The 23,862-nt window shown below is 38.7% G+C and carries 24 protein-coding genes and 3 other annotated features; of the genes, 23 read left to right on the top strand and 1 reads right to left on the bottom strand.

Features of this window, described 5'->3' with window-relative positions; all coding sequences use genetic code 11:
* The first annotated feature begins 165 nt into the window (after window positions 1–165).
* The 23 genes from ACEN4L_RS01120 to ACEN4L_RS01010 all read left to right on the top strand — a co-directional run bounded on the left by ACEN4L_RS01120 (window position 166) and on the right by ACEN4L_RS01010 (window position 22,663).
* A complete protein-coding gene (locus tag ACEN4L_RS01120; RefSeq protein ID WP_407095506.1) occupies window positions 166–1,305 on the top strand; it encodes a cysteine desulfurase family protein in 1,140 nt (379 codons plus the stop codon).
* Window positions 1,306–1,328: 23 nt separating this feature from the next.
* Entirely contained in the window at window positions 1,329–2,546 is a 1,218-nt protein-coding gene (gene thiI / locus ACEN4L_RS01115; RefSeq protein WP_407095505.1) for a tRNA uracil 4-sulfurtransferase ThiI, read from the top strand.
* A gap of 167 nt (window positions 2,547–2,713) precedes the next feature.
* Window positions 2,714–3,205: a thiol peroxidase gene (gene tpx, locus ACEN4L_RS01110; RefSeq protein WP_407095504.1), complete on the top strand. Its 492-nt coding sequence runs from the start codon at window positions 2,714–2,716 to the stop codon at window positions 3,203–3,205.
* 60 nt (window positions 3,206–3,265) lie between these two features.
* Window positions 3,266–3,498: a binding site (T-box leader), on the top strand.
* Window positions 3,499–3,571: 73 nt separating this feature from the next.
* Window positions 3,572–6,217, top strand: coding sequence for a valine--tRNA ligase (locus ACEN4L_RS01105; protein WP_407095503.1), 2,646 nt, complete (start codon window positions 3,572–3,574; stop codon window positions 6,215–6,217).
* A gap of 127 nt (window positions 6,218–6,344) precedes the next feature.
* On the top strand, window positions 6,345–7,655 hold the full coding sequence (locus tag ACEN4L_RS01100) for a bifunctional folylpolyglutamate synthase/dihydrofolate synthase (RefSeq protein WP_407095501.1): 1,311 nt from the start codon (window positions 6,345–6,347) through the stop codon (window positions 7,653–7,655).
* Window positions 7,656–7,668: 13 nt separating this feature from the next.
* Window positions 7,669–8,340, top strand: coding sequence for an HAD family hydrolase (locus ACEN4L_RS01095; protein ID WP_407095500.1), 672 nt, complete (start codon window positions 7,669–7,671; stop codon window positions 8,338–8,340).
* A 52-nt stretch (window positions 8,341–8,392) separates the two neighbouring features.
* A complete protein-coding gene (radC, locus tag ACEN4L_RS01090) occupies window positions 8,393–9,085 on the top strand; it encodes a DNA repair protein RadC (RefSeq protein WP_407095499.1) in 693 nt (230 codons plus the stop codon).
* Window positions 9,086–9,295: 210 nt separating this feature from the next.
* Complete coding sequence (locus ACEN4L_RS01085; protein WP_204210628.1) at window positions 9,296–9,496, top strand: cold-shock protein; 201 nt, start codon at window positions 9,296–9,298, stop codon at window positions 9,494–9,496.
* 245 nt (window positions 9,497–9,741) lie between these two features.
* Window positions 9,742–11,115 carry a class II fumarate hydratase gene (locus ACEN4L_RS01080; RefSeq protein ID WP_407095498.1) on the top strand — a complete coding sequence of 458 codons (1,374 nt, stop codon included), beginning with the start codon at window positions 9,742–9,744 and terminating at the stop codon, window positions 11,113–11,115.
* A 374-nt stretch (window positions 11,116–11,489) separates the two neighbouring features.
* Window positions 11,490–12,503, top strand: coding sequence for a rod shape-determining protein (locus ACEN4L_RS01075; protein ID WP_407095497.1), 1,014 nt, complete (start codon window positions 11,490–11,492; stop codon window positions 12,501–12,503).
* 169 nt (window positions 12,504–12,672) lie between these two features.
* Window positions 12,673–13,524, top strand: a complete 852-nt coding sequence (mreC, locus tag ACEN4L_RS01070; RefSeq protein WP_407095496.1) for a rod shape-determining protein MreC — start codon at window positions 12,673–12,675, stop codon at window positions 13,522–13,524.
* 3 nt (window positions 13,525–13,527) lie between these two features.
* Entirely contained in the window at window positions 13,528–14,049 is a 522-nt protein-coding gene (mreD, locus tag ACEN4L_RS01065) for a rod shape-determining protein MreD (protein WP_407095495.1), read from the top strand.
* A gap of 42 nt (window positions 14,050–14,091) precedes the next feature.
* A complete protein-coding gene (locus ACEN4L_RS01060) occupies window positions 14,092–14,784 on the top strand; it encodes a septum site-determining protein MinC (RefSeq protein WP_407095494.1) in 693 nt (230 codons plus the stop codon).
* Window positions 14,781–15,575 (top strand): septum site-determining protein MinD, encoded by a 795-nt coding sequence (gene minD, locus ACEN4L_RS01055; protein ID WP_407095493.1) that lies wholly within the window; start codon window positions 14,781–14,783, stop codon window positions 15,573–15,575. The genes ACEN4L_RS01060 and minD overlap by 4 nt, the downstream gene beginning before the upstream one ends.
* Window positions 15,576–15,609: 34 nt before the next feature.
* Window positions 15,610–15,856 (top strand) — a binding site (T-box leader).
* 91 nt (window positions 15,857–15,947) lie between these two features.
* On the top strand, window positions 15,948–16,742 hold the full coding sequence (locus tag ACEN4L_RS01050; protein ID WP_407095492.1) for an amino acid ABC transporter substrate-binding protein: 795 nt from the start codon (window positions 15,948–15,950) through the stop codon (window positions 16,740–16,742).
* A gap of 48 nt (window positions 16,743–16,790) precedes the next feature.
* Window positions 16,791–17,600, top strand: a complete 810-nt coding sequence (locus ACEN4L_RS01045; RefSeq protein WP_407095491.1) for an amino acid ABC transporter substrate-binding protein — start codon at window positions 16,791–16,793, stop codon at window positions 17,598–17,600.
* Window positions 17,601–17,628: 28 nt separating this feature from the next.
* A complete protein-coding gene (locus ACEN4L_RS01040; protein WP_407095490.1) occupies window positions 17,629–18,264 on the top strand; it encodes an amino acid ABC transporter permease in 636 nt (211 codons plus the stop codon).
* 15 nt (window positions 18,265–18,279) lie between these two features.
* On the top strand, window positions 18,280–18,951 hold the full coding sequence (locus ACEN4L_RS01035; RefSeq protein WP_407095489.1) for an amino acid ABC transporter ATP-binding protein: 672 nt from the start codon (window positions 18,280–18,282) through the stop codon (window positions 18,949–18,951).
* Window positions 18,952–19,060: 109 nt separating this feature from the next.
* Window positions 19,061–19,134, top strand: a sequence feature (ribosomal protein L21 leader region).
* Window positions 19,135–19,149: 15 nt separating this feature from the next.
* Window positions 19,150–19,458, top strand: a complete 309-nt coding sequence (rplU, locus tag ACEN4L_RS01030) for a 50S ribosomal protein L21 (RefSeq protein WP_204210639.1) — start codon at window positions 19,150–19,152, stop codon at window positions 19,456–19,458.
* A gap of 17 nt (window positions 19,459–19,475) precedes the next feature.
* Entirely contained in the window at window positions 19,476–19,817 is a 342-nt protein-coding gene (locus ACEN4L_RS01025) for a ribosomal-processing cysteine protease Prp (protein ID WP_407095488.1), read from the top strand.
* 16 nt (window positions 19,818–19,833) lie between these two features.
* Complete coding sequence (rpmA, locus tag ACEN4L_RS01020; RefSeq protein WP_407095487.1) at window positions 19,834–20,118, top strand: 50S ribosomal protein L27; 285 nt, start codon at window positions 19,834–19,836, stop codon at window positions 20,116–20,118.
* Window positions 20,119–20,443: 325 nt separating this feature from the next.
* Window positions 20,444–21,451 carry a class I SAM-dependent methyltransferase gene (locus ACEN4L_RS01015; protein WP_407095486.1) on the top strand — a complete coding sequence of 336 codons (1,008 nt, stop codon included), beginning with the start codon at window positions 20,444–20,446 and terminating at the stop codon, window positions 21,449–21,451.
* 21 nt (window positions 21,452–21,472) lie between these two features.
* Window positions 21,473–22,663, top strand: coding sequence for an acetate/propionate family kinase (locus tag ACEN4L_RS01010; protein WP_407095485.1), 1,191 nt, complete (start codon window positions 21,473–21,475; stop codon window positions 22,661–22,663).
* 612 nt (window positions 22,664–23,275) lie between these two features.
* Here ACEN4L_RS01010 and ACEN4L_RS01005 read toward each other — a convergent pair.
* Window positions 23,276–23,737 (bottom strand): universal stress protein, encoded by a 462-nt coding sequence (locus ACEN4L_RS01005; RefSeq protein WP_407095484.1) that lies wholly within the window; start codon window positions 23,735–23,737, stop codon window positions 23,276–23,278.
* Between the last annotated feature and the right edge of the window lie 125 nt (window positions 23,738–23,862).

Raw genomic sequence — 23,862 nt, 5'->3', positions numbered from 1 at the left:
TTTTTTGGAGCCTTTGATGAAAGAGTTATTTTTCATCCCGCTGTGATTGTGTCTAGATGTTGAAAACCGGAAATGAAATCTTGTACTTGCAGAAGATTTTGTTATAATAGGTAAAGAATTTTTCAACGAGTAAAAAAATAGTTGAAGTAGAAAGAATGTGGAAAAATGATTTATTTTGACAATAGCGCAACAACTCAAGTTGATGACAGCGTATTGGAAACTTTTATGAAAGTTAGCCAAAAAATGAATGGAAATCCTTCTAGCTTGCATCAATTAGGAGATATGGCAGATGGGTTGTTACAACAATCAAGAAAACAGGTCGCTTCTATTATGGGCGTTCAAGAATCGGAAATATTCTTTACGAGCAGCGGTACAGAAGGGGACAATTGGGCCATCAAGGGAACAGCGATCGAAAAAATGCGTTATGGAAAACACCTGATTACAACTACGATTGAACATCCGGCAGTGAAGGAAAGTATGCTTCAATTGGAACAATTAGGTTTTGAAGTGACTTATTTGCCCGTTAATGCAGAAGGAGTCATTTCCATTTCAGATGTAAAAGCGGCCATTCGTCCTGATACTATATTGGTGTCGATTATGGTGGTAAATAATGAAGTAGGCAGTATCCAGCCGATTGAAGAAGTAGGAGAAGTATTGAGAGATTATCCGACGATTCACTTTCATGTAGATGCTGTACAAGCAGTAGGCAAGGTGCCTCTCAATTTAAGCGCGACTTCACGTATTGATCTAGCTACATTTTCTGGACATAAATTTCATGGTTTAAAAGGCACAGGGTTCCTGTACATCAAACGCGGAAGAGTAATCGCTCCTCTACTGAGTGGCGGCGGACAAGAAAAAGGGCGCCGCAGCGGGACAGAAAATGTAGCTGGTATTGCAGCCATGGCTAGAGCCTTACGTCTATTATTTGATCAAAAAGAACAAAAAATAGCGCATCAAAAACACATCAGAGATTACTTGATGGATGAACTAGCGAACTATAGCAAAGTACACATTTTCTCTGCCAAACAAGGTGCACCGCATATCGTTTGTTTCGCTTTAGGAGGTATTCGTGGTGAAGTGAGTGTGCATGCATTTGAAAAAGAAGCTATTTTTATTTCGACTACGAGTGCTTGTTCGAGCCGCAGCAAAACCAGTTCGAGTACGTTAGCAGCGATGAATGTGCCTAGTAAGATCGCTACAGGAGCGGTTCGCGTGAGTTTAACAGATACCAGCACCTTAGAAGAGGCCAAACAATTTTTGAATTCATTTGCTAAATTGTACGAAAACTTTAAAGATATTAAATAAGAGATTGAGAGAGGAAGTAAGTCATGCAATACAATGAGGTGATGGTTCGTTACGGCGAATTGTCTACAAAAGGGAAAAATAAAAAAACGTTTATCAGTCGCTTGGCTCAAAATGTTAAAGCAGCTTTGCACGATTTTCCCGAAGTAAAAGTTCATGGAGAACGCGATCGCATGCATTTGGAATTGAAAGATGCCGATAGCGAGGAAGTATTGAAAAGATTGGAGCCTATATTTGGGATTCAAAATTATTCTCCTGTGATGAAGTTGGACAGAGACATGGAACAAGTGAAAAAAGTCGCTGTCGAAATGGTGAAAGAGCAGTATGTCCCAGGTAAAACATTTAAGATCGCTACTCGTCGATCAGACCACGAGTTTCCTTTGGATACTAACGACATCAATTTGATGTTGGGTGATGAAGTCATCGACCATATTGAAGGCATTCAAGTTCAAATGAAAAAACCGGATATTACGTTACGTGTTGAAGTGCGGCTAAACGGCATTTTCTTATCTTGCCAAACGATCCAAGGAGCAGGTGGCCTTCCAGTAGGAACAAGTGGTAAGGGGATGCTGATGTTATCTGGCGGAATCGATTCTCCAGTTGCTGGCTATTTGGCTATGAAACGGGGAGTTGAGGTGGAAGCTGTACATTTCCACAGTCCTCCATACACTAGTCCAAGAGCTTTGCAGAAAGCGAAAGACTTAACCTCTAAAATTGCTGCCTTTTCTGGAAATCTGCAATTTATTGAAGTGCCTTTTACTGAAATCCAAGAAGAGATCAAAAAGAATGTTCCTGAAGGGTACTTAATGACAGTGACGCGTCGTTTCATGATGCGCATCACAGATCGGATTCGTGAACAACGCAAAGGTTTGGCTATATTGAACGGAGAATCTTTAGGACAAGTGGCTTCTCAAACGATGCACAGTATGATTGCTATCAATGATGTGACCAATACTCCTGTATTGCGTCCAGTTGTCTCAATGGATAAAAATGAAATTATTGATATTGCTAAAAAAATCGATACGTTTGAATTGTCTATTCAACCATTTGAAGATTGCTGTACTATTTTTGCACCGCCAGCACCCAAAACTAAACCCGATCTGCAAAAAACAAGAGATTTTGAAGCTCGATTAGATGTAGAAGGATTGATCGAACGGGCGATGGATGGCTTAGTCATCTCTACGATCAGTGTGGGAGACACCTTGGAAGAGCAACAGCATGAAGCTTTTAGTGAATTACTATAGAGAAGAATAAAAGGCTGTCTCCAGCATTGAGTATGATTATTCGACGTTGGGACAGCTTTTTTTAGTAAAGCAAGTTCTGTATGCTGCAGAACCTATATTTTTCGCTAGCGTTTAACGCAAAAGAATTTTATAATGGGAATAGAGTGTAATTTAGAGGAGTGAAGTGTGTGCAAATCACAAGAAAAGGGACACCTTATCAATTAAATGGAAAGCAAACCAACGTGGGAGATAAAGCCCCAGATTTTTCAGTCAAAAATCTAACAGGTGACATGATCCAATTGCAAGACTTTACAGGGAAAGTAGTGTTAATCAGTGTCATCCCAGATATTGACACTCGCGTGTGTGCTCAACAAACAAGAGCCTTCAATGAAAAAGCAAGCAATATTGAAGGAGTTCAATTAGTAACCATTTCAAACAATACCAAAGAACAACAAGATAATTGGTGTGCAGGAGAAGGTATTGAAATGGAAATGCTTCATGATACGAACCTGATATTTGGTGATGCTTATGGTCTTTACATGCCGGAACTAGAAAAACTGGCGCGTTCAGTATTTGTGGTTGATGCTAATGGTGTGATTGTGTATCAAGAAATTGTTTCTGAAATGGTGGATGAGCCAGATTATGAAGCCGTGATCGAAGCTGCGAAATCTGCTCGATAAATCAGCAATACAAGAATTCCGTTATTGAATTTTGAAGTTTAACATGCTACTATAATACAGAATAAAGCGATGAACAAGAGGAGTAGTTTCAGGTTTCATTTGAAGAGAAAAGGGCGATTGGTGGAAGTCCTTAATGGAACTGAAATGAAGGTAGCTTGGGAGCTGTCGAAGTGAAAGAAGAGTAGCTTTGACCGGTCTAACGTGACGTTAAACACGTGAATGAAGTGGTCTGTTCTTGAAGAAGAACAGGCAATATAGGTGGTACCGCGAATCCAAAAGCATTCGTCCTAATGTAGATTAGGATGGGTGCTTTTTTAGCGTTTTAAAACAAGATTACACTTTAAAAGAGAAAAGGAGTGGTGCAATATGGCAAAAGAACTTACAATGCCGACGAAATATCAACCGAATGAAGTTGAAGCTGGCCGTTACGAAAAATGGTTGGAAAAAGATTTATTCAAACCCAGTGGAGACAAAACGAAAAAACCTTTTTCAGTGGTGATTCCACCTCCAAACGTTACGGGTAAATTGCATTTAGGACATGCATGGGATACCACCTTACAAGATATCTTAGTGCGTCAAAAACGCATGCAAGGATACGACACATTGTGGCTGCCGGGGATGGACCATGCTGGAATTGCTACCCAAGCGAAAGTGGAAGCTAAATTAGCTGAAGAGGGTATTTCTCGTTACGATTTAGGAAGAGAAAAGTTCATTGAACAAGTTTGGGAATGGAAAGAAGATTACGCTAGTGTGATTCGTGAACAATGGGCAAAAGTCGGGATCTCTGTCGATTATAGCCGCGAACGTTTTACATTAGATGAAGGTCTATCTGATGCAGTTCGTAAAGTATTTGTTACGATGTACGAAAAAGAGCTGATCTACCGTGGCGAATACATCATCAATTGGGATCCAAAAGCGAAAACAGCTTTATCGGATATTGAAGTGATCCATCAAGATATCGAAGGTGCTTTTTATCATATGACGTATCCTTTAACTGATGGCAGCGGAGAAGTAGAAATTGCTACGACTCGTCCAGAAACGATGCTAGGGGATACAGCTGTTGCCGTGCATCCTGAAGATGAACGTTATCAAGCGCTGATTGGTAAAACAGTTATGCTGCCATTGATGAATCGCGAAATTCCGATTATTGCGGATGATTATGTGGATATGGAATTTGGTACGGGTGTCGTTAAAATCACTCCAGCTCATGACCCAAATGACTTTGAAGTCGGGAACCGTCATGACCTCCCACGTGTCAATGTGATGAATGAAGATGGATCTATGAATGATACAGCAGGCAAATATGCAGGTATGGACCGTTTTGAAGCTCGTAAAGCTGTGGTGAAAGATTTAGAAGCTGAAGGACGTTTGGTGAAAATCGATAAAATGGTTCACAGTGTTGGACATTCCGAGCGTACCGGAGTAGTGGTTGAACCTCGATTGTCTACTCAATGGTTTGTTAAAATGGCGCCAATGGCAAAAGACGCTTTAGAAAACCAAGAGTCAGACGGAAAAGTCAACTTTGTGCCTGACCGTTTTGAAAAGACCTTTACTCAATGGATGGATAACGTTCATGACTGGGTTATCTCTCGTCAATTGTGGTGGGGACACCGTATCCCAGCATGGTACCATAAAGAAACGGGCGAATTGTATGTTGGAATGGAAGCACCGGCAGACAGTGAAAACTGGGAACAAGATCCAGACGTATTGGACACTTGGTTTAGTTCAGCGCTATGGCCATTTTCAACGATGGGTTGGCCTAACGAAGACGCAGAAGATTTCAAACGTTACTTCCCGACCAGCACATTGGTAACTGGGTACGATATTATCTTCTTTTGGGTTAGCCGTATGATTTTTCAAAGTTTGGAATTTACGAATGAGAGACCATTCAAAGATGTGTTGATTCACGGATTGATTCGTGACGAACAAGGACGCAAGATGAGCAAATCTTTAGGGAATGGAATCGATCCAATGGATATTATTGACAAATACGGTGCGGACGCTATGCGTTGGTTCTTATCTACGGGATCTGCTCCAGGACAAGATGTCCGTTTTAGTTACGATAAAATGGATGCTGCTTGGAACTTTATCAATAAAATCTGGAACGCCAGCCGTTTTGTTTTAATGAACTTAGAGGATTTTGATGTAAAAGACATTGATTTAACAGGCGAAAAAACGGTTGCTGACCGTTGGATTTTGACTAAATTAAATGACACCATCCAATCGGTAACTGATTTAACAGAGAAATATGAAATTGGTGAAGCTGGTCGTCACTTATATCATTTCATCTGGGATGATTTCTGTGACTGGTATATCGAAATGAGTAAAGAGATTTTATTCGGTGAAGATGAAGCAGCGAAACAAACGACAAGAAGTATCTTGGCACATGTGTTGGATCAAATCTTGCGCTTGTTGCACCCGATTATGCCTTTTGTAACGGAAGAAATTTGGGAAAATATTCCGCACGAAGGAGAATCATTAGTCGTAGCAGAATACCCAACGGTTCGTCCGGAGTTGTCTGATGAAGCAGCTGCCAAAGGGATGGATGTCTTGATGGAATTGATTCGTTCTGTACGTAACATTCGTTCAGAAGTGAATACACCATTGTCGAAAAAAATCAACATCCTGATCAAAACCAATGATGAAACAGTTGAAACATTCTTGAACGCAAATATTTCTTATATTGAACGTTTCTGTAATCCGGAAGAACTAACGATCTCTAAATCGATCGAAGCTCCTGAAGAAGCAATGACAGCGGTCATTACGGGTGCAGAAATCTATCTTCCTCTAGCAGGATTGATCAATATTGAAGAAGAAATCACTCGTTTGGAAAAAGAATTGGACAAATGGAACAAAGAAGTGAAACGTGTCCAAGGTAAATTAGCCAACGAGAAGTTTGTCAGCAACGCTCCAGAAAAAATTGTCCAAGAAGAAAAAGCCAAAGAAGCTGAGTACTTGGAAAGACAAGCAACTGTCAGTGATAGAATTGCTGTGTTGAAACAAAAACGTTAATTGAAACAGTACTGAATGAAAAAGCTGGGTCTCTGATATTAGAGGCACAGCTTTTTCTACTGCAAATCGAGAGCAAATCATCTATAATGGAAAAGACAATAGTTTAATGCAGAACGGTGGAAAAGACATGTGGAACACATATGAAGAAGCACTTGAATGGATTCACGGCATTCGAGTATTTGGTAAGAAACCCGGTTTAAAACGAATGGAATGGATGTTGGAACGGTTAGGCCGCCCAGATAAAAAAGTCCCGGCTATCCATGTAGCAGGAACAAATGGAAAGGGATCAACGGTCACTTTTATTCGCAGTATGCTGGAAGAACAGGGGTTGGTCGTCGGAACGTTCACTTCGCCGTTTATCGAAGTGTTTAATGAACGCATCAGTGTAAACGGTGAACCGATAGCTGATGAAGAGATTCTGCGTTTAGCCAATATAGTGTACCCTTTAGCGGGAGCTTTAGAAGAGACTGATCTTGGCGGACCAAGTGAGTTTGAAGTCATCACAACGATGATGTTTTCTTATTTTGGGGAGGGTCATGTGGACGTTGCAGTAATTGAAGTTGGTTTAGGCGGATTATACGATTCGACGAATGTCGTTTTGCCTGAAGTATCCGTGATTACCACTATTGGAATGGATCATATGGCTATTTTAGGAGACACAGTGCCGGAAATTGCCCAACAAAAAGCTGGGATCATTAAACCAGCTGTTCCAGTTGTGACAGGAAATATCCCTCCAGAAGCGATGAAGGAAATTGAAAAAGTAGCTACTGACTGCGACAGCAAATTGTACGCCTATCAAAAAGATTTTGCCATTTCAGATTGGCATACTTTACCTACTTGGGGAGAACAATTCAGTTATGAAGATGAGTTGATGCGCTTAAGAACGATCCAATTATCTATGCTGGGTAAACATCAAGTAGAAAATGCTGCGACAGCTATCCAAGCGGTGGAGATTTACGCTGAGAGAACGCAGTTGACATTAAATCACGAGGCTTTATTAAGAGGGTTGAAAAAAGCTTTTTGGCCTGGGAGAATGGAAAAAATCAGTGATGATCCGGTTATCATATTGGATGGTGCACACAATGAACCGGGAATTGAACGACTAGTAGAAACGATTCAGAACGACTTTACTCAACAAGAAGTGCATGTGATATTTGCAGCCTTAAAAAACAAAGATATCCAAAAAATGGTGGATTTGATTCAGGAATTGTCAAATGTTCAACTCACCTTGACGTCTTTTGATTTCGAAAAAGCAGCCTCCAGAGAAGAGCTGCACCCATATACTCAATCTGGAGTGAACTATTATGCACAATGGCAGGAAGCCTTGCTAAATGAGCTGGAAAATAGGGATGAAGGCAGTATCCTATTGATCACTGGGTCACTGTACTTTATCTCAGAAGTGAGAAGGAACTTGTTAAATACGGATGAAGAGGAATAAGGGGGATAGAGTGATGAATAAACTAAAAACCGTGATTTTTGATATGGATGGGCTGATGTTTGATACAGAAACGATGTATTACCAGGCAAATCAAAAAGCAGCCGATGACTTAGGCTTGCCATTTACTTATGAATATTACGCCAAATACATCGGAATATCAGATGAAGAGTTTTTTGCGAGTATGTACCGTGATTTTAAAGATGACCAAAAGGTGGATGCGTTTATCGCAAACAGCCGAACATATTTGTTTGAGCAAATCGAATCAGCTGGTATTTTAGTAAAGCCTGGCTTAGTTGAATTGTTAGACTTCCTTCATGAACGCGGAATCGGCAAAGTGGTAGCTTCCAGCAGTATTCGCTCCATGGTTCAAATGTGTTTGGATCACGCAGGCGTAGCACATTATTTTGACGAAGTCGTTTCTGGTGATCAAGTTGAATTTGCTAAGCCGGATCCAGAAATATTTGAAAAAGCTTGGGGGCTGTTTGAGGGAGAAAAAGAAGAGACCGTTATTTTGGAAGATTCTTTAAATGGTATCCGTGCGGCTTATGATGCAGGAATTTCGGTCGTTATGGTTCCGGATTTGTTTGAGCCGAATGAAGAAGCCAGAGAAAAAACAGTTGCTATACAGAATGATTTAAGAGAAGTCAAACAGTTTCTTCAAAGAAATTGGATTTTAGACAATTAAATAACTAAATAACCTCTTTTTTACTTATATTATCTGCAAAGGAGGTTTTTTTATGTCTACAAAAGGAATGAACTTACTAGCTGAAATGCCAATAGAATCAAGACCGAGAGAAAGATTGCAACAATACGGTGAAAAAGCTTTAGCCAACCATGAGCTTTTGGCTATTTTACTGCGAACGGGAATAAAAGGAACCAATGTCGTTTCCGTTGCTTTGCAACTGCTCAATGCATTTGATGATCTGTATTATTTAAAAACAGTGTCGTTGGAAGAATTAATGTTGGTATCGGGTATTGGAAAAACAAAAGCTGTTGAATTGAAAGCAGCAATTGAATTAGGGACGCGGATCGCACAAGCCCCACAACTGAAAACCGGACAAATTACTTCCAGCCGCCAAGTAGGTGAGATGATGTTGGCTGAGATGAGTGATTTACAGCAAGAACACGTTATTGTGTTGTACTTGAACACTAAGAATGAAATCATTAAAAAAGAAACTATTTTTAAAGGAGGATTAAATTCATCTGTCGCGCATCCGAGAGAAATATTCAAAGGTGCCGTTCGTTATTCAGCTGCTCGATTAGCGATTGTACACAATCACCCATCAGGCTGTCCAGATCCTTCTGAGGCAGATATTTCATTTACTAGACGTGTAGCAGAATGTGGCGAGTTGATGGGAGTAGAATTGTTGGACCATTTGATCATTGGTCAAAACAGATACGTAAGTTTAAAAGAAATCGGTATCATTTAAAGAAAAGTGAGTCGCAGCAATGGTATTTAAGATTATCCAGAAATAAATAAATAAACTTTGTAATATAGCTTGCTAAGTTTTTTTTATCGTGTTATACTTTGTTTAGCATTTTGTTAGGTGGAAAAAAGAATTGTTTCAAAACATTCCGAATCGTACCGTCAGCAACAATGTGAATTATAATGTGCTTTCAAGCACGAGGAGGAATTTTTCATGGAACAAGGTACAGTAAAATGGTTTAACGCAGAAAAAGGATTTGGATTTATCGAACGCGAAGGCGCAGACGATGTATTCGTACACTTCTCAGCTATCCAAGGAGACGGATTCAAAACTTTAGAAGAAGGACAAGCAGTTTCTTTTGACGTAGAAGAAGGAAACCGTGGACCTCAAGCTGCTAACGTTAACAAAATTTAATTTAACTAAAAAATTAAAAGTTAGCTCAGAACAGCCTAGTTTATAACTAGGCTGTTCTTTTTTGTCTTTTTTTACTGCTAAATATTTTTTTACGTTAAATTATCATATACTATTAGTGGAATAAATGATTATTCGTCGGGTCTAAGTCAGAGTGGAAATTTAATGGTATTCACATAACTTAGCGAATAACTGATGGGATCATTTAAATAGGAGAGAAAAATGGCATTTTAGAGAGGAAAAGTGATATGCAAGGATATCGGCAAGAAAAAGATGCGCTAGGTACAGTTCAAGTCAAAACAGAAAATTTATGGGGAGCCCAAACGCAACGGAGTTTAGAAAACTTCGCTATCGGGTCTGAAAAAATGCCGCTCGAATTTATTTATTCACTGGTCAGCATCAAAAAAGCTGCCGCAACAATCAATCATAAGGAGCAATTGTTATCTGAGGAAGAAAGAAATCGAATAGTCGAAGCTTGTGATCAGATATTGGACGGAAAATTCGATGAGCAATTTCCATTGAAAATTTGGCAAACGGGAAGCGGTACGCAAACCAATATGAATGTGAACGAAGTTATTGCAGCTATTGCCAATCAGTCGAAAGACCTGCCTAAATTGCATCCAAATGATCATGTCAATGCTTCACAAAGCTCGAATGATGTTTTTCCAACTGCGATGCAAATGACGATTTATCAATCGATCCAGACTGCATTGCTTATGGAATGCAGAGAATGGATCACTGTACTCAAAGAGAAAGAACAGCAGTATCAATCACTGATTAAGATCGGTCGTACTCATTTGCAAGACGCCGTTCCGATGACATTTGGACAGGAAATAAGCGGATGGCGGACGATGTTGGAGAAGAATACTTATTTCATTACTGAAAGCAGTGAGGCGTTGAAAAAATTGCCCATTGGAGGTACCGCTGTGGGTACTGGTTTAAATGCTCCAGATGACTTTGATCAAAAAATAGTAGCGGAATTAAATCGATCGTTGCCATTTACCTTTGAAGTTGAAGAAAACAAATTTTATGGTCTGTCTAGTCACAGCAATTTGACTTATTCTCATGGCGCGCTTCGAAGTTTAGCAGTTGATTTGATGAAAATCGCTAATGATGTCAGATGGCTGGCAAGTGGTCCAAGAGGTGGTTTGGGAGAAGTTAGGATTCCAGCTAATGAACCAGGCAGCTCTATCATGCCTGGAAAAGTAAATCCTACTCAGGCGGAAGCATTAACGATGATCGTAGCTCAAATCATAGGAAATGATGCAACGATTCAATTTGCTGCCAGCCAAGGGAATTTTCAATTGAATGTCTTCAAGCCGGTTATTTTGTTTAATATGCTGAAAAGTGTTCAATTGCTGACAGAGGGGATGCGGTCATTCAGGATCCATTGTCTGTCTGGTATGGAAGCGAATGAGCAACAGATGGACAGCTATTTAAAAGATTCGTTGATGATCGTAACGGCTCTTTCTCCTCACGTCGGTTATGAAAAGAGTGCACAAATTGCAAAATACGCATATGCGCACAGATTATCTATCCGTGAAGGCGCTCTACAGTTGGAACTCGCTTCTGAAGAAGAACTGGATCAATGGCTGGACCCGGCTTTGATGATCCGCAAGTAATGAGAACATGCAGAATCGGAAAATGTCATTTCTGTTGTTTAAATTAGAAACAAAATTTATCGTTTTTCTTTAAAATAACCGGTGAAATAGTTGAATGCCTTTATATTCCTCGCAGAAAAATGTATACTAAGCATGCTTGCTATTAAAAAAACTCAATTGCAAAGATTACTAGAATGTTGAGTTCTACTTAAATTTGTATTAAAAACAACGATTATTGATGCGAAGTGATTGAAATTAAAGTATGATAGTAAAAGTGAAAAAATACAGTAAAATGCAGTAATGCTATTGTGAAAAGTCTACTGGTTCTTTTCTCAAAAAAATTGGGTTGAAGAAGCAAAGCCTGTATAGGCTAGACAACTGAGAGGATGAAATATGTGCTTAATTTTGGAAATAAAAACATGGGAATCGATTTAGGAACAGCCAATACGAATGTATTCGTTGAAGGTAAAGGGATCGTTTTAAGAGAACCTTCTGTTGTTGCTAAAGATATAAACACAGGAGAAATCGTAACGGTCGGGGAAGAAGCCAGAAATATGATTGGTAGAACACCAGGTTCGATCATTGCGATTCGTCCAATGAAAAATGGAGTTATTGCGGATTTTGATATCACGGCTGAAATGATGAAATATTACATTAAAAAAGCGGTGGGTAAACGTACTTCTAAACCTTTTGTGGTAGTTTGTGTGCCCAGCAGTGTAACAGAAGTTGAAAAAAGAGCGGTTATCGACGCTACTCGCTTAGCTGGAGCTAAGGATGCTTATATCATTGAAGAACCATTTGCAGCAGCAATTGGAGCTGGATTACCGGTAATGGATCCTACAGGTAGCATGGTAGTGGATATTGGTGGTGGAACAACGGACGTGGCAACCATCTCTTTAGGCGGTATTGTCAGCAGCAGAACGATTCGTTTAGCTGGAGACCGAATGGATGAAGTGATCATCCACCACATACGTAAAAAACACAACTTGCTGATCGGTGAAAGAACCGCTGAACAAATCAAAATGGAAATTGGGTGTGCATCGGTTGAAAAAGCAGCTGAATATGGCACGATGGACATTAGAGGTAGAGATTTACTTACTGGTTTACCGCAAACTATTGAAATAACGGCAGTTGATGTAGCTGAGGCTATTCAAGAAGTTGTTGAAGGAATCGTCATAGCGGTTCGTGAAACCTTGGAAGAAACATCGCCGGAAATATCTGCAGATGTTATCGATCATGGAATTGTCTTAACTGGTGGCGGGGCGTTACTTAAAAACATCAGCGATGTGATCGCTCATGAAACAGATGTACCGGTATTTGTTGCAAATGAACCTTTGGATTGTGTGGCTAACGGTACAGGAGAAGCTTTGAAACACATGGACATTTACCAAAAACGCGGCCTTAAATAAAACTGACCATTATCAAGCGGGTATGGGTTATCCATCCCGCTCTTTTTGAGTGAAGGAATTTGAGGGTTTGAGTAAAAAGGAATTTGAAATAAAATCGAAAACAGTCTGCTTATTTTGAGCAACCTATGGTAAAATATACACAGCCTGCAAAAATCAACGAGGTGGTACTTTGAACCAGTTTTTTTCAAACAAAAAACTTATTATTTTATTAGTTAGTGTAATTGTTGTTCTTGGGCTTATTGCAGTTTCCATTACGGGCAGTGGAAATGTTCCTATAGTTCAGCGATTTACTAATGATGTAACAGCGCTAATCAGTCGAGTCATCAGTAAACCTGCTAATGGAGTAGTCAGTATCATTGACTCTGTAGAAGGATTGCTTGACACGTATGAAGAAAATAAATTATTGAAGTCTAAAATGGATGGATTGTATGAAACAGAAGCAGAAATTGCTGCATTACAACAAGACAACGACAAAATGCAAGAACAATTGGGATTAACGGAAACATTGTCTGATTACAATAGTATCAATGGTGCAGTGATCGGTCGGAATCCAGATAACTGGGTCGATCAGTTAGTGATTGATAGAGGAAGTCAGCATGGAGTAGAAGTAGATATGTCGGTTATGGGCGGAAATGGTTACATTGGACGAATTGTAGAAGTTAGTCCTACCAGTTCCAAAGTTCAATTGGTGACAACTTCCCACCAAAATACAGGACGAGTTTCTGCACAAGTACTGACAGATAACGGAGCAGTACATGGAATCATCAGCGGCTATGAAGCAGAAACAAATCGTCTGATCCTGAACCAAATCATTACGGATGCTACTTTGAAAGAAGGAGACCAAGTCATGACTTCAGGATTGGGAGGTCTTTCACCAAGTTCTTTATTGATCGGTACGGTAGATGAAATACGATTAGACTCTCATGGATTAGCGATGGAAGCCTATATTACTCCAGCAGCAGACATGAATGATATTCGTTTTGTGACCATTATTCAAAGAGCATCTGGAAATGGGGAATAGAGAATGACCAAAAAAGCAAGAATCAATCTATTTGTCCCAGTGACTTTTTTGATAGCTCTGTTGTTTGATGGTATCATTGCATCGATCTTTTCAACTCGACTCTACACCGCAACCAGCGATATGGTTCCCAGATTGATTATTATCTGCATTGTATTGTTTTCTTTTTATGTGGATCGGAAGTACATGATTCTTTTTGGTATTCTCTTTGGTTTACTATACGATAGTTATTATGTAGGGATTCTAGGGTTGTACACGTCTCTATTTCCGATCATCATTTATTTAAGCGATAAAATGCGGAAAATATTAAACCCTAATTTATTGGTGTTGGTTATGATAGTAATTATTCACATTAGCCTGGTAGAAACCTTGTTGTTTGGCTTCTACTCGGTTATTGATCTGACCACAATCGATATTGCAACATTTTTAGCAAATCGGTTGGGACCAACACTGTTGTTAAACAGTATGTTCTTGTTGGTACTTTACTATCCACTAAAAAAAACGGCTGCAACCATTGTGCAGGATTAAAAAATTTGTTCGTAAGTCTTTTGAGATTGGGGGAAGGGTTTAATGAAACAAAATGTAACATTAAAGGGTATTAAGGAAGGCTTTTTGTTAAATTTGAATGATGCGGCTTCTTTTGAAGAATTGACTAATGAACTAGATGAGTTGTTAGATCATTTGAGAGCAGAGCGCAAACTATCAGGTGAAACGCGTAAAGATATTCATTTAGAGATCCATTCGGGAGATCGTCTATTGAATACTGAACAAAAAGAACTGTTATCAAAAAAAATTGAAGAAAAAAGTCATTTCTCCATCAAATCTTTTGACTCAAATGTGTTGACTTACGAACGTGCCATCGAATGGCAAAAAAAAGTCAGTTTAGAAATGAAAGTTCAAACCGTAAGAAGTGGGCAAATCTTAGAAGCTCCTGGAGATATTCTATTGATTGGAAAAGTCCATCCAGGAGGCAGCATCCGAGCAAAAGGCAGCATCTTTATTATCGGAGAACTTCATGGGGTAGCTCATGCTGGCGTTGATGGAGATACTTCAGCAGTTATTGTGGCTGATTTCCTTACCAAAGCACAAATTCGCATTGCAGATAATGTAGAAGTTATTGAAAATGAGGACGAAGAAAGTAAAAAGAGCAAGGTAGAAGTGGCGTATATAAATGATTTACATATCTTATCTTTTGAAACGTTGGATCGCTTAAAGAAGATACAGCCATCTATCGATAAAGTGACAGGAGGATTATTTGAATGAGTACAGCTATTGTCATTACGTCTGGTAAAGGTGGAGTTGGGAAAACAACTTCAACGGCTAATTTAGGAACGGCCTTGGCACTACAAGGGAAAAAAGTGTGCTTGATCGACATGGATATCGGATTACGTAACTTAGACGTTATTTTAGGTCTAGAAAACCGTATCATCTATGATATTGTGGATGTAGTGGAAGAACGAGCAAAGTTACATCAAGCGTTAATTAAAGACAAACGTTTTAACGATAACTTGTACTTACTTCCAGCTGCACAAAATGCAGATAAAAACTCCATCAATGAACAACAAATGATCGATATTGTGGAAGAGTTGCGCGGTGATTATGACTATATTCTGATTGATTGTCCTGCAGGTATCGAACAAGGATTTAAAAACTCTATTGCTGCTGCAGATCAAGCGTTCATTGTAACAACTCCAGAGATCTCGGCTATTCGAGATGCAGATAGAATTATTGGATTGTTGGAACAAACAGAAATTTCTGATCCTAAATTGATCATCAACCGTATTCGCAAACGAATGATGCAAGATGGAGAAGTCATGGATGTAGATGAGATTACACGTCATTTGTCTATTGATTTGTTAGGGATCATATTTGATGATGATGATGTTGTCCGTTCATCCAACAATGGAGACCCTATTGTATTGAATCCGAAAAATGCGGCTTCTCAAGGATATCGGAATATTGCCCGCAGAATATTGGGTGAGACGGTACCTTTAATGTCACTGAAATCAGAAAAACCAACTTTTTGGCAAAAAATATTTGGCAAAAAGAAATAATTGTGCTATAGTACATTTAAATTAAATATCCATTAAAAAAGCATGGATGAGGAAAAGTAGAAATGGAATCTTTCAAGAGAGGTTGCGGATGGTGAAAGCAGCTAAGATGAAATTTTGAACACACACCTTTAAGCTGGCAGCTGAAAGTATAGAAGTAAGTTGACTCGGGAGTACCCGTTACAGTACTAGCGTTTAGTAGTTTTGAACGTGATGAGGCAAGTTTCTGTGAAGAACTTGCAAATAAAGGTGGAACCACGATAATGATCATCATCGTCCTTTGAATTTCGAATTTCGGAATTCAAAGGACGTTTTTTTGTTTTTAAGGACTGCAGCTTTAAAAATGAATCATTTAAAAAAAGGGAGAGAATAGGAATGTATAAAAAAATTATTACATCTTTTGTTGGCGCAATGACGTTAGTTTTAGCAGGGTGCGGTTCAAATAATACAGAGACAGATTCATATGAACGAATTGTTGAAGAGGGGAAAATTACTGTAGGATTGGATGATACGTTTGCTCCAATGGGCTTTCGAGACAGTAATGGTGAAGTTGTCGGTTTTGATATTGACTTGGCAAATGAAGTGGGAGATAGATTGGGCTTAGATGTAGAATTTCAACCCATTGATTGGGCTTTGAAAGAAACAGAATTGAATAATGGGAACATTGATGCTATTTGGAACGGCTATACGATTACAGAAGAGCGTCAAGAGCAAGTGGACTTCAGTACACCCTATCTAGAAAATAGCCAAATCGTGATCGTATTGGAAGATAGTCCCATCCAAACGATAGCTGATTTAAGTGGGAAAGTAGTTGCTGCACAACAATCGTCAAGTGCTGTGGATGCGATCAATGCGGATCCTTCAAATATAGTTGATCAATTTGCCAACCAAGAAATTGTCGTATACCCTTCAAACAATGATGTCTTTAATGATCTGGGTTCAGGCCGAAGCGATGCTATCGTAGTAGATGAAACACTTGGTCGGTACTATATGAAACAAAATGAGGATATGGCTTACCGTGTGCTGGAAGAAAACTTCGGTGAAGAAGAATATGCAGTCGGTTTCCGTAAGGTTGATGACCAATTGACGGAAGCTGTAAACGGGGCTTTAGAGGAAATGAGAGCAGACGGCACGTTTGATGAGATCTATGCCAAATGGTTTGCGGAATAAAAAAAAGCAGCTGATGATTTTTAAGTAATCATTTTAGGGGGTGTCAAAATGGAACTGAAAAAAATAAAAACGATGGGCAGTGTACTGCTGTTTCCGTTGCTTCTAATGGCTTGTGGGAATGCAAATACAACTGCTGCGGACAATGAAGAAATCTTTATAGGTGAACCAGGAGACACTTTTGTTGTAGGATTAGATGATACTTTTGTACCAATGGGATTTAGGGATAATGAAGGGCGCTTAGTTGGTTTAGATGTTGATCTCGCAAAAGAAGCCGCAGATCGCTTGGATGTAGAAATTGAATTTCAACCCATTGATTGGGCAATGAAAGAAACAGAATTGAATTCAGGGAAAATTGATGCTATCTGGAACGGATATTCTATGACTAAAGAAAGAGAAGAGAAGGTAGCTTTCAGTACTCCTTATCACAGCAGCGGACAAGTATTTGTTGTACTGGCTGACAGCTTAATTGAAAATTGGGACGATTTGGCAGGGAAGATTGTCGCCTCGCAACAGTCTTCCAGCACGGTTGACTTATTGAAAAATCATGAGACCGGCATCGTGGACACATTTGCGGACGGGGATATCGTACAATACCCTTCGTACAACGATGTCTTCAATGACTTGGAGAGTGGACGCAGTGAAGCTATTGCAGTCAGCGAAACGTATGCTCGTTATTACATGAAGCAAAAAGGGGAAGAGAAGTACCGCATTTTAGAAGAAGGTTTCGGCTATGAAGACAGTGCAGTAGGGTTGAGAAAATCGGATATAGAGTTTCGCGATAAACTGAATGCTGTACTAGCTGAGATGGAAGAAGATGGAACGTTGCAAGAAATCAAAGGCAGATGGATTGCTGAATAAATTAAGTTAAATAAAGGATGAGTGAGAAATGGATTTGATTGCAGAGATAACTCCCAGTCTGTTAGATGGACTACAGACAACCTTATTATTATTTTTTATTATCGTGATTGTGACAATTCCTTTGGGATTTTTGATTGCCTGCATTAGAGTATATGCACCTAAATGGATCTCTTGGATCATTCAAGTCTACATTTATGTGATGCGTGGAACACCGCTTCTATTGCAATTGATGGTTGTCTTTTTTGGACTGCCATTTATAGGGATCACGTTTGAACGTTTTCCAGCAGCTGTTTTTACATTTATTATTAATTATACTGCTTATTACGCTGAAATTTTTCGAGGCGGAATTCTTTCTGTTCCAAATGGTCAATTTGAAGCGATCAAAGTTTTAGGAATCGGCAGAATAAACGGCTTTAAAAAAATCATTATTCCGCAAGTAATGCGGGTAGTGCTGCCCTCTGTGGGAAATGAAGTTATCTCTCTAGTAAAAGATACTTCATTGATTTATATTTTAGGATTAGGCGAATTATTAAGAGCCGGTCAAATTGCTGCTAACACGTATGCTTCTTTGATTCCATATGCAGCAGTGGGAATCGTTTATTTAGTGGTGACGGGAATCATTACGTTGCTCTTAAATGTTATTGAGAAGAAATCAGATTACTAAAGGAGAAGGTTAAACATGGGATTGAAAGCAATGAATGTTTCAAAACAATTCAATGGTGTAAATATCATTAAAGATTTTGATTTTACAATTGATACAGGAGAAATAGTGAATCTTATAGGGAAATCTGGTACTGGGAAAACGACGTTCATGAGACTGTTGAATCAGCTGGAAAAAGCGGATAATGGGACGATTGCTATTAATGATGCCTACTTATGCCGCGAAACTGATGGAAAAGCTGATTATGTGCCAAAAAAAGAACGTATGGTGTACAACAACCAAATCGGAATGGTATTTCAGGATTATCAATTGTTTCCTAATTTGACGATCTTAGAAAATTGTATTGAAGCTCCTCTAGCTCAGAAATTATTGTCCAAAGAAGAAGCCATAAAAAAAGCAGAACTTTTGTTAAATCAAATGGCTATTTTAAATAAAAAAGATGTGTATCCTGGAACTTTATCTGGTGGACAACAACAACGGGTTGCTATCGCACGTGCCATGATGTTGAATCCGCAGATCTTGTGCTTTGACGAGCCAACATCAGCTCTTGATCGAGACACTGCTGACGGAGTTGGAAAAATGATCCAAGAAATCGCCGCAAGTGGAACGGGTATCTTAATCGTTACTCATGATACGGCTTTTGCCGATCAATACGGAACTCGTTCCGTTTCATCTGATGCCTTTATTTGATCAAACATAAAAAGAACTTGTCAATGAGAAAAAGAACTTGTCAATGAGAAAAATACGTTGACGGGTTCTTTTGTTTTTGGTATGATGTTAATGTTGTAAATGTGTAGCACCACAACTACAACCGCACGGAAATGAGTTTGTAAGTCCATTACGGCACTCACAACGGCGAGTCTAAGTCTAATAAGGAGGTGCGAATAAATGTACGCAATTATTAAAACAGGTGGTAAACAAGTAAAAGTTGAGGTTGGACAAGCAATCTACGTTGAAAAATTAAACGTTGAAGCTGGCGAAACAATCAATTTTGACGAAGTAATCTTAGTTGGTGGAGAAGACACTAAAGTGGGAACTCCATTCATCGAAGGCGCAACTGTTGAAGGAACTGTTGAAAAACATGGTAAACAAAAGAAAGTTACTACTTTCAAATACAAACCTAAAAAACACAGTCACCGTAAACAAGGTCATCGTCAACCATATACAAAAGTTGTCATCAATGCTATCAACGCATAATAAAGAGGTGATCCATATTGATTCAAGCATCTATTAAACGAAATGACAAAGGAAATATCGTTTCTTTTGAAGTGACGGGACATGCGGAGTCAGGACCCTATGGCAGCGACATCGTTTGTGCAGCTGTTTCTGCGTTAGTGATTGGGACTACAAATAGCTTGATCACCTTGACTGGAGTTGCTCCAATCATCGAGCAAAATGATGAGGTCGAAGGCGGCTACTTATATGTTGAACTGATTCAAGACTTAACAGAAGAACAGTTGAAGACAGCTCAAGTGTTGCTTGAGAGTCTGCTTATTTCCTTAAATGGAATAGCAGAAGAATACTCTAAATACATTCAATTAAAGATTAAATCATGATGGAGGTGCATTCCAAATGTTGAAAATGAATCTACAATTCTTCGCTCACAAAAAAGGGGGCGGATCTACTGCTAACGGTCGTGACTCACAATCAAAACGTTTAGGAGCTAAACGTGCTGATGGTCAAACTGTTTCAGGTGGATCAATTTTATACCGCCAACGCGGTACTAAAATTTACCCAGGAGTTAACGTAGGTATCGGCGGAGATGACACATTGTTTGCTAAAGTTGACGGCGTTGTTCGTTTCGAACGTAAAGGCCGTGACAAAAAACAAGTTTCTGTATACCCAGTAGCTCAATAATAAGATCCAAAAAAGGGAGTGGACAATCGTTCACTCCCCTATTTTTTAGTTATTTTTAGATGTTAAAGAACACCTTCTAAAAGAAAAAAGTGAATCCCCCGAAAAATTAAGTGCCTTGCCATGTCCTCAATAAGAGCAATATTGTATGGAATAAGGTATACTTATTGATGAAATCAAGAACTTTAAGTCTAATTCTATGCAATAAGTCGCTTTGTATCTTGTGTACATAGTGCAGATTAGATAAAATGATAAAGTAGTCTTGAATTCAAATGACTAATTTTTATCTTACGTAAAAGACAGGTATGAGGAAGAGAGGTTGATTTTTTTGTCTCAAAAAGACATGGAAACTCTTTTTAATCAATTAGATAGTACCGTTCAATTGTTAAGAAATGAAATTGATTTTTCATACTTGGAAGCACTGACTGAATCAGGCAGCAATCTGATTGAAAAAAATATTCCTACTGAAATGAAGAATATTTTAAATCCAGCAACAGCAGATAAATTAACAGAGATTTATCAAGGTGCAAATACAGCTGACATGGAACCTGAAGACATCCGAAAAAGTTTGCAATTAGCAATCTTAAAAGGATTGAAAGAGGACAAAGTGCAGGCGAATCATCAAATGACACCAGATGCTATCGGATTTATGTTTGTGTATTTTATCGAAAAAGTGCGAGACACTTCTTTGACGAAAATGCGGATTCTAGATCCCACTGTTGGTACAGGCAATTTGCTTTCAACAGTTTACAATGCTTTAGCGACTTCCAATGTTGAGGTAGAAGCAGAAGGAATTGAAAATGATGATTTACTCATTGACTTAGCAGCTATGGCTACAAGACTCCAAAGACAAAACGTTAAATTAACCCATCAGGATGCTATTCAGGATCTATTAGTAGACCCGGTAGACTTAGTGGTGAGTGACTTACCGATTGGCTACTATCCAGTTGACGAAAGAGCGAAATCCTATACATCGGCAGCAAAAGAAGGACATTCCTTTGCCCATCATTTGCTGATTGAACAAAGTATGAAGTATTTGAAACCAAATGTATTTGGTTTATTTCTTGTACCGAAACTATTGTTTGAAACACCAGAAGCAGCATCTTTGATGAAAGCTATTCAAAAATCAGGATATTTACAAGGTATGTTGCATTTGCCAAAAGAATTATTTGCAAATGAACAATCACAAAAATCTATTTTACTGCTTCAAAAAGATGGGGACCAAGCAGAACAAGCTAAACAAGTATTGCTTGGGAACATTCCTGATTTGAAAAATCAACAATCCATGTTAAAATTTATGCAGGAAGTGGATAGCTGGAAGAAAGAAAATTTGTAAGAGAAGAAAAGGGGAAGAAACATGTCAAAAACAATTGCAATTAATGCAGGTAGTTCAAGTTTAAAATTTACGTTGTTTGAAATGCCTGAAGAAAAAGAAATCGCTTCAGGGATCGTTGAAAGAATCGGATTGAAAGATTCAATCTTTACAACAAAATACAATGGTGAAAAATACAATATCACAGAAGACATCGACAACCATGAAATTGCTATCCAAAAAGTATTGGATAAATTAATTGAATTAAACGTTATCGCAAGCTACGATGAAATCGAAGGTGTTGGACATCGTGTAGTTGCTGGGGGAGAAGACTTTAAAGAATCTGCTCTTATCGACAACGATGTATTAGCAAAAATTGAACAATTAGCTGATTTAGCTCCTTTACACAATACTGCAAACGCAACAGGAATCAAAGCATTTAAAAAATTATTGCCAAACATCACAAGTGTAGCGGTATTTGATACTTCTTTCCACACTTCAATGCCAGCTGTAAACTACTTGTACAGCTTACCAATGGAATACTATGAAAAACATGCAGCTCGTAAATATGGAGCACATGGTACTTCTCATCAATACGTATCTGAACGTGCAGCAGATATGCTTGGACGTTCACTAGAAGACTTGAAATTGATCACTTGCCACTTAGGTAATGGTGCTTCTATTACAGCTGTTGAAGGTGGAAAATCAGTAGATACATCTATGGGATTCACTCCTTTAGCTGGTGTAACAATGGGAACTCGTACAGGTGATATCGATGCTTCTATTATTCCATACTTGATGGAAAAAGAAGGTATTACTGATATTAACGAAATGATCAATATCTTTAACAAAAAATCTGGATTACTTGGTTTATCAGGTGTATCAAGCGACATGCGTGATGTGGAAGATGCTGCTGAAGCAGGAGACGACAGAGCGCAATTAGCTTTAGACATTTTCTATAACCGAGTTCAAAAATACATTGGCCAATACGTAGCATTGATGAATGGAGTAGACGCAATCATCTTTACGGCTGGTATCGGTGAAAACTCAGTTGAAACTCGTAAAATCCTTATCGATGGTATCAACTGGTTTGGTGCTGAAATCGACGACGAAAGAAACAACGTTCGTGGCGAAGAACGCATTATCTCAACAGACGACTCAAAAGTTAAAGTCTTGTTGATTCCAACAGACGAAGAAGTCATGATCGCCCGTGACGTAGAACGACTAAAAAAATAAGACCATAGAAAGTCTGCCTTGCGCAACGCGTCTAAGAGCTCGAGCTCATCGAGCATTCTAAAAGCACCTCACTATGAAGAAAATTCATAGTGAGGTGCTTTTTTCGCACTGTAAGGCATCTAGCTAATAATACGAATGAAAAAATAACCAGAACTGTAAGGTAGAGCCTCTCTAGCTTACAATTCACCAGAAAAAAACGAGTGATAATACGAGTTAAAGCCTGTTTACCTCACAATAGACTAATAAATACGAATAATAATATAAGCTATACATTGTCTACTTCACAATCCATCAGAGAAAAAGAGCAATAATATGAGCTAAAGTCCGCCTACTGCACAATCCACCAAGAAAAAAGAACAATAATATGAGCTATAACCAGTCTACTGCACAATTCACCCAAAAATACAAGCAGTAACATGAGCTATAACTATTCTACCTCATAATCCACCCAAAAATACGGCCAGTAATAGGGACTATAACTCCTACAGCTCAAAGCTCAATCAAACAAAAGAGAACAGACCATTAATTAACCAACTTTTACGCAATAAATCGAACCACAAAAAAGTAGAGACAGGAACAATATCCTGCCTCCATCAAAAATATTTTTTTCAACTAGTCTGTCGCTTGATTTTCTAAATCGGTACGTACTACTAAGACATCACAGGCAGCATTGCGGATAACGTATTCTGAAACGGATCCAATGAAGATTCGTTCCACAGCACTTAAACCAGTGGCTCCTAACATAATCAAATGAACATTGTGTTCTTCAGGGATTTGTTTAGAGATCAATACTTTTGGAGAACCGTATTCAATAACATAACTGACGTCTTTAACACGGTGGTTTTTAGCGTATCTTACATATTCTTCCAATGTTGTTTTTGCTTGTTGACTCGCTTTGTCCGCCATGGAACCATCGAAAGTAGAAATACTTTGGAAAGCCTTTGTATCAATGACATTTGCGATCAGTAAAGCAGCATTGTTTCGAACGGCAACTTGAACCGCTTTTTTGAATGCTAACTCAGCTTCTTTGGAACCATCGATAGCCACTAAAATTCGATTGTATTGTTGTAACATATAAACCACTCCATTCTATATCAATTGAAAGCAATGAAACTACGCTTTGTTCATCTATAGTATAACGTTTATTTTTTCATTTTCATAATGAAACGATAAAAAGAGCAGCGTTTTCAAAAAAACGA

The sequence above is a fragment of the Desemzia sp. FAM 23988 genome (assembly GCF_045528365.1).
Classification (GTDB): Bacteria; Bacillota; Bacilli; order Lactobacillales; family Carnobacteriaceae; genus Desemzia.
The sequence above is the reverse complement of the archived record's forward strand: the minus strand, read 5'-3'. Positions and strand labels throughout refer to the sequence as shown.

Bases quoted from the DNA above. Each gene is read 5' to 3' on its own strand.
- ACEN4L_RS01105 (WP_407095503.1), top strand. From the start codon at position 3,572: ATGGCAAAAGAACTTACAATGCCGACGAAATATCAACCGAATGAAGTT.
- minD (WP_407095493.1), top strand. From the start codon at position 14,781: ATGAGTACAGCTATTGTCATTACGTCTGGTAAAGGTGGAGTTGGGAAA.
- radC (WP_407095499.1), top strand. From the start codon at position 8,393: ATGTCTACAAAAGGAATGAACTTACTAGCTGAAATGCCAATAGAATCA.
- ACEN4L_RS01085 (WP_204210628.1), top strand. From the start codon at position 9,296: ATGGAACAAGGTACAGTAAAATGGTTTAACGCAGAAAAAGGATTTGGA.
- ACEN4L_RS01100 (WP_407095501.1), top strand. From the start codon at position 6,345: ATGTGGAACACATATGAAGAAGCACTTGAATGGATTCACGGCATTCGA.
- thiI (WP_407095505.1), top strand. From the start codon at position 1,329: ATGCAATACAATGAGGTGATGGTTCGTTACGGCGAATTGTCTACAAAA.
- ACEN4L_RS01035 (WP_407095489.1), top strand. From the start codon at position 18,280: ATGGGATTGAAAGCAATGAATGTTTCAAAACAATTCAATGGTGTAAAT.
- ACEN4L_RS01050 (WP_407095492.1), top strand. From the start codon at position 15,948: ATGTATAAAAAAATTATTACATCTTTTGTTGGCGCAATGACGTTAGTT.
- mreD (WP_407095495.1), top strand. From the start codon at position 13,528: ATGACCAAAAAAGCAAGAATCAATCTATTTGTCCCAGTGACTTTTTTG.
- rpmA (WP_407095487.1), top strand. From the start codon at position 19,834: ATGTTGAAAATGAATCTACAATTCTTCGCTCACAAAAAAGGGGGCGGA.
- ACEN4L_RS01010 (WP_407095485.1), top strand. From the start codon at position 21,473: ATGTCAAAAACAATTGCAATTAATGCAGGTAGTTCAAGTTTAAAATTT.
- ACEN4L_RS01120 (WP_407095506.1), top strand. From the start codon at position 166: ATGATTTATTTTGACAATAGCGCAACAACTCAAGTTGATGACAGCGTA.
- ACEN4L_RS01040 (WP_407095490.1), top strand. From the start codon at position 17,629: ATGGATTTGATTGCAGAGATAACTCCCAGTCTGTTAGATGGACTACAG.
- ACEN4L_RS01005 (WP_407095484.1), bottom strand. From the start codon at position 23,737: ATGTTACAACAATACAATCGAATTTTAGTGGCTATCGATGGTTCCAAA.
- ACEN4L_RS01045 (WP_407095491.1), top strand. From the start codon at position 16,791: ATGGAACTGAAAAAAATAAAAACGATGGGCAGTGTACTGCTGTTTCCG.
- ACEN4L_RS01095 (WP_407095500.1), top strand. From the start codon at position 7,669: ATGAATAAACTAAAAACCGTGATTTTTGATATGGATGGGCTGATGTTT.
- ACEN4L_RS01080 (WP_407095498.1), top strand. From the start codon at position 9,742: ATGCAAGGATATCGGCAAGAAAAAGATGCGCTAGGTACAGTTCAAGTC.
- ACEN4L_RS01060 (WP_407095494.1), top strand. From the start codon at position 14,092: ATGAAACAAAATGTAACATTAAAGGGTATTAAGGAAGGCTTTTTGTTA.
- rplU (WP_204210639.1), top strand. From the start codon at position 19,150: ATGTACGCAATTATTAAAACAGGTGGTAAACAAGTAAAAGTTGAGGTT.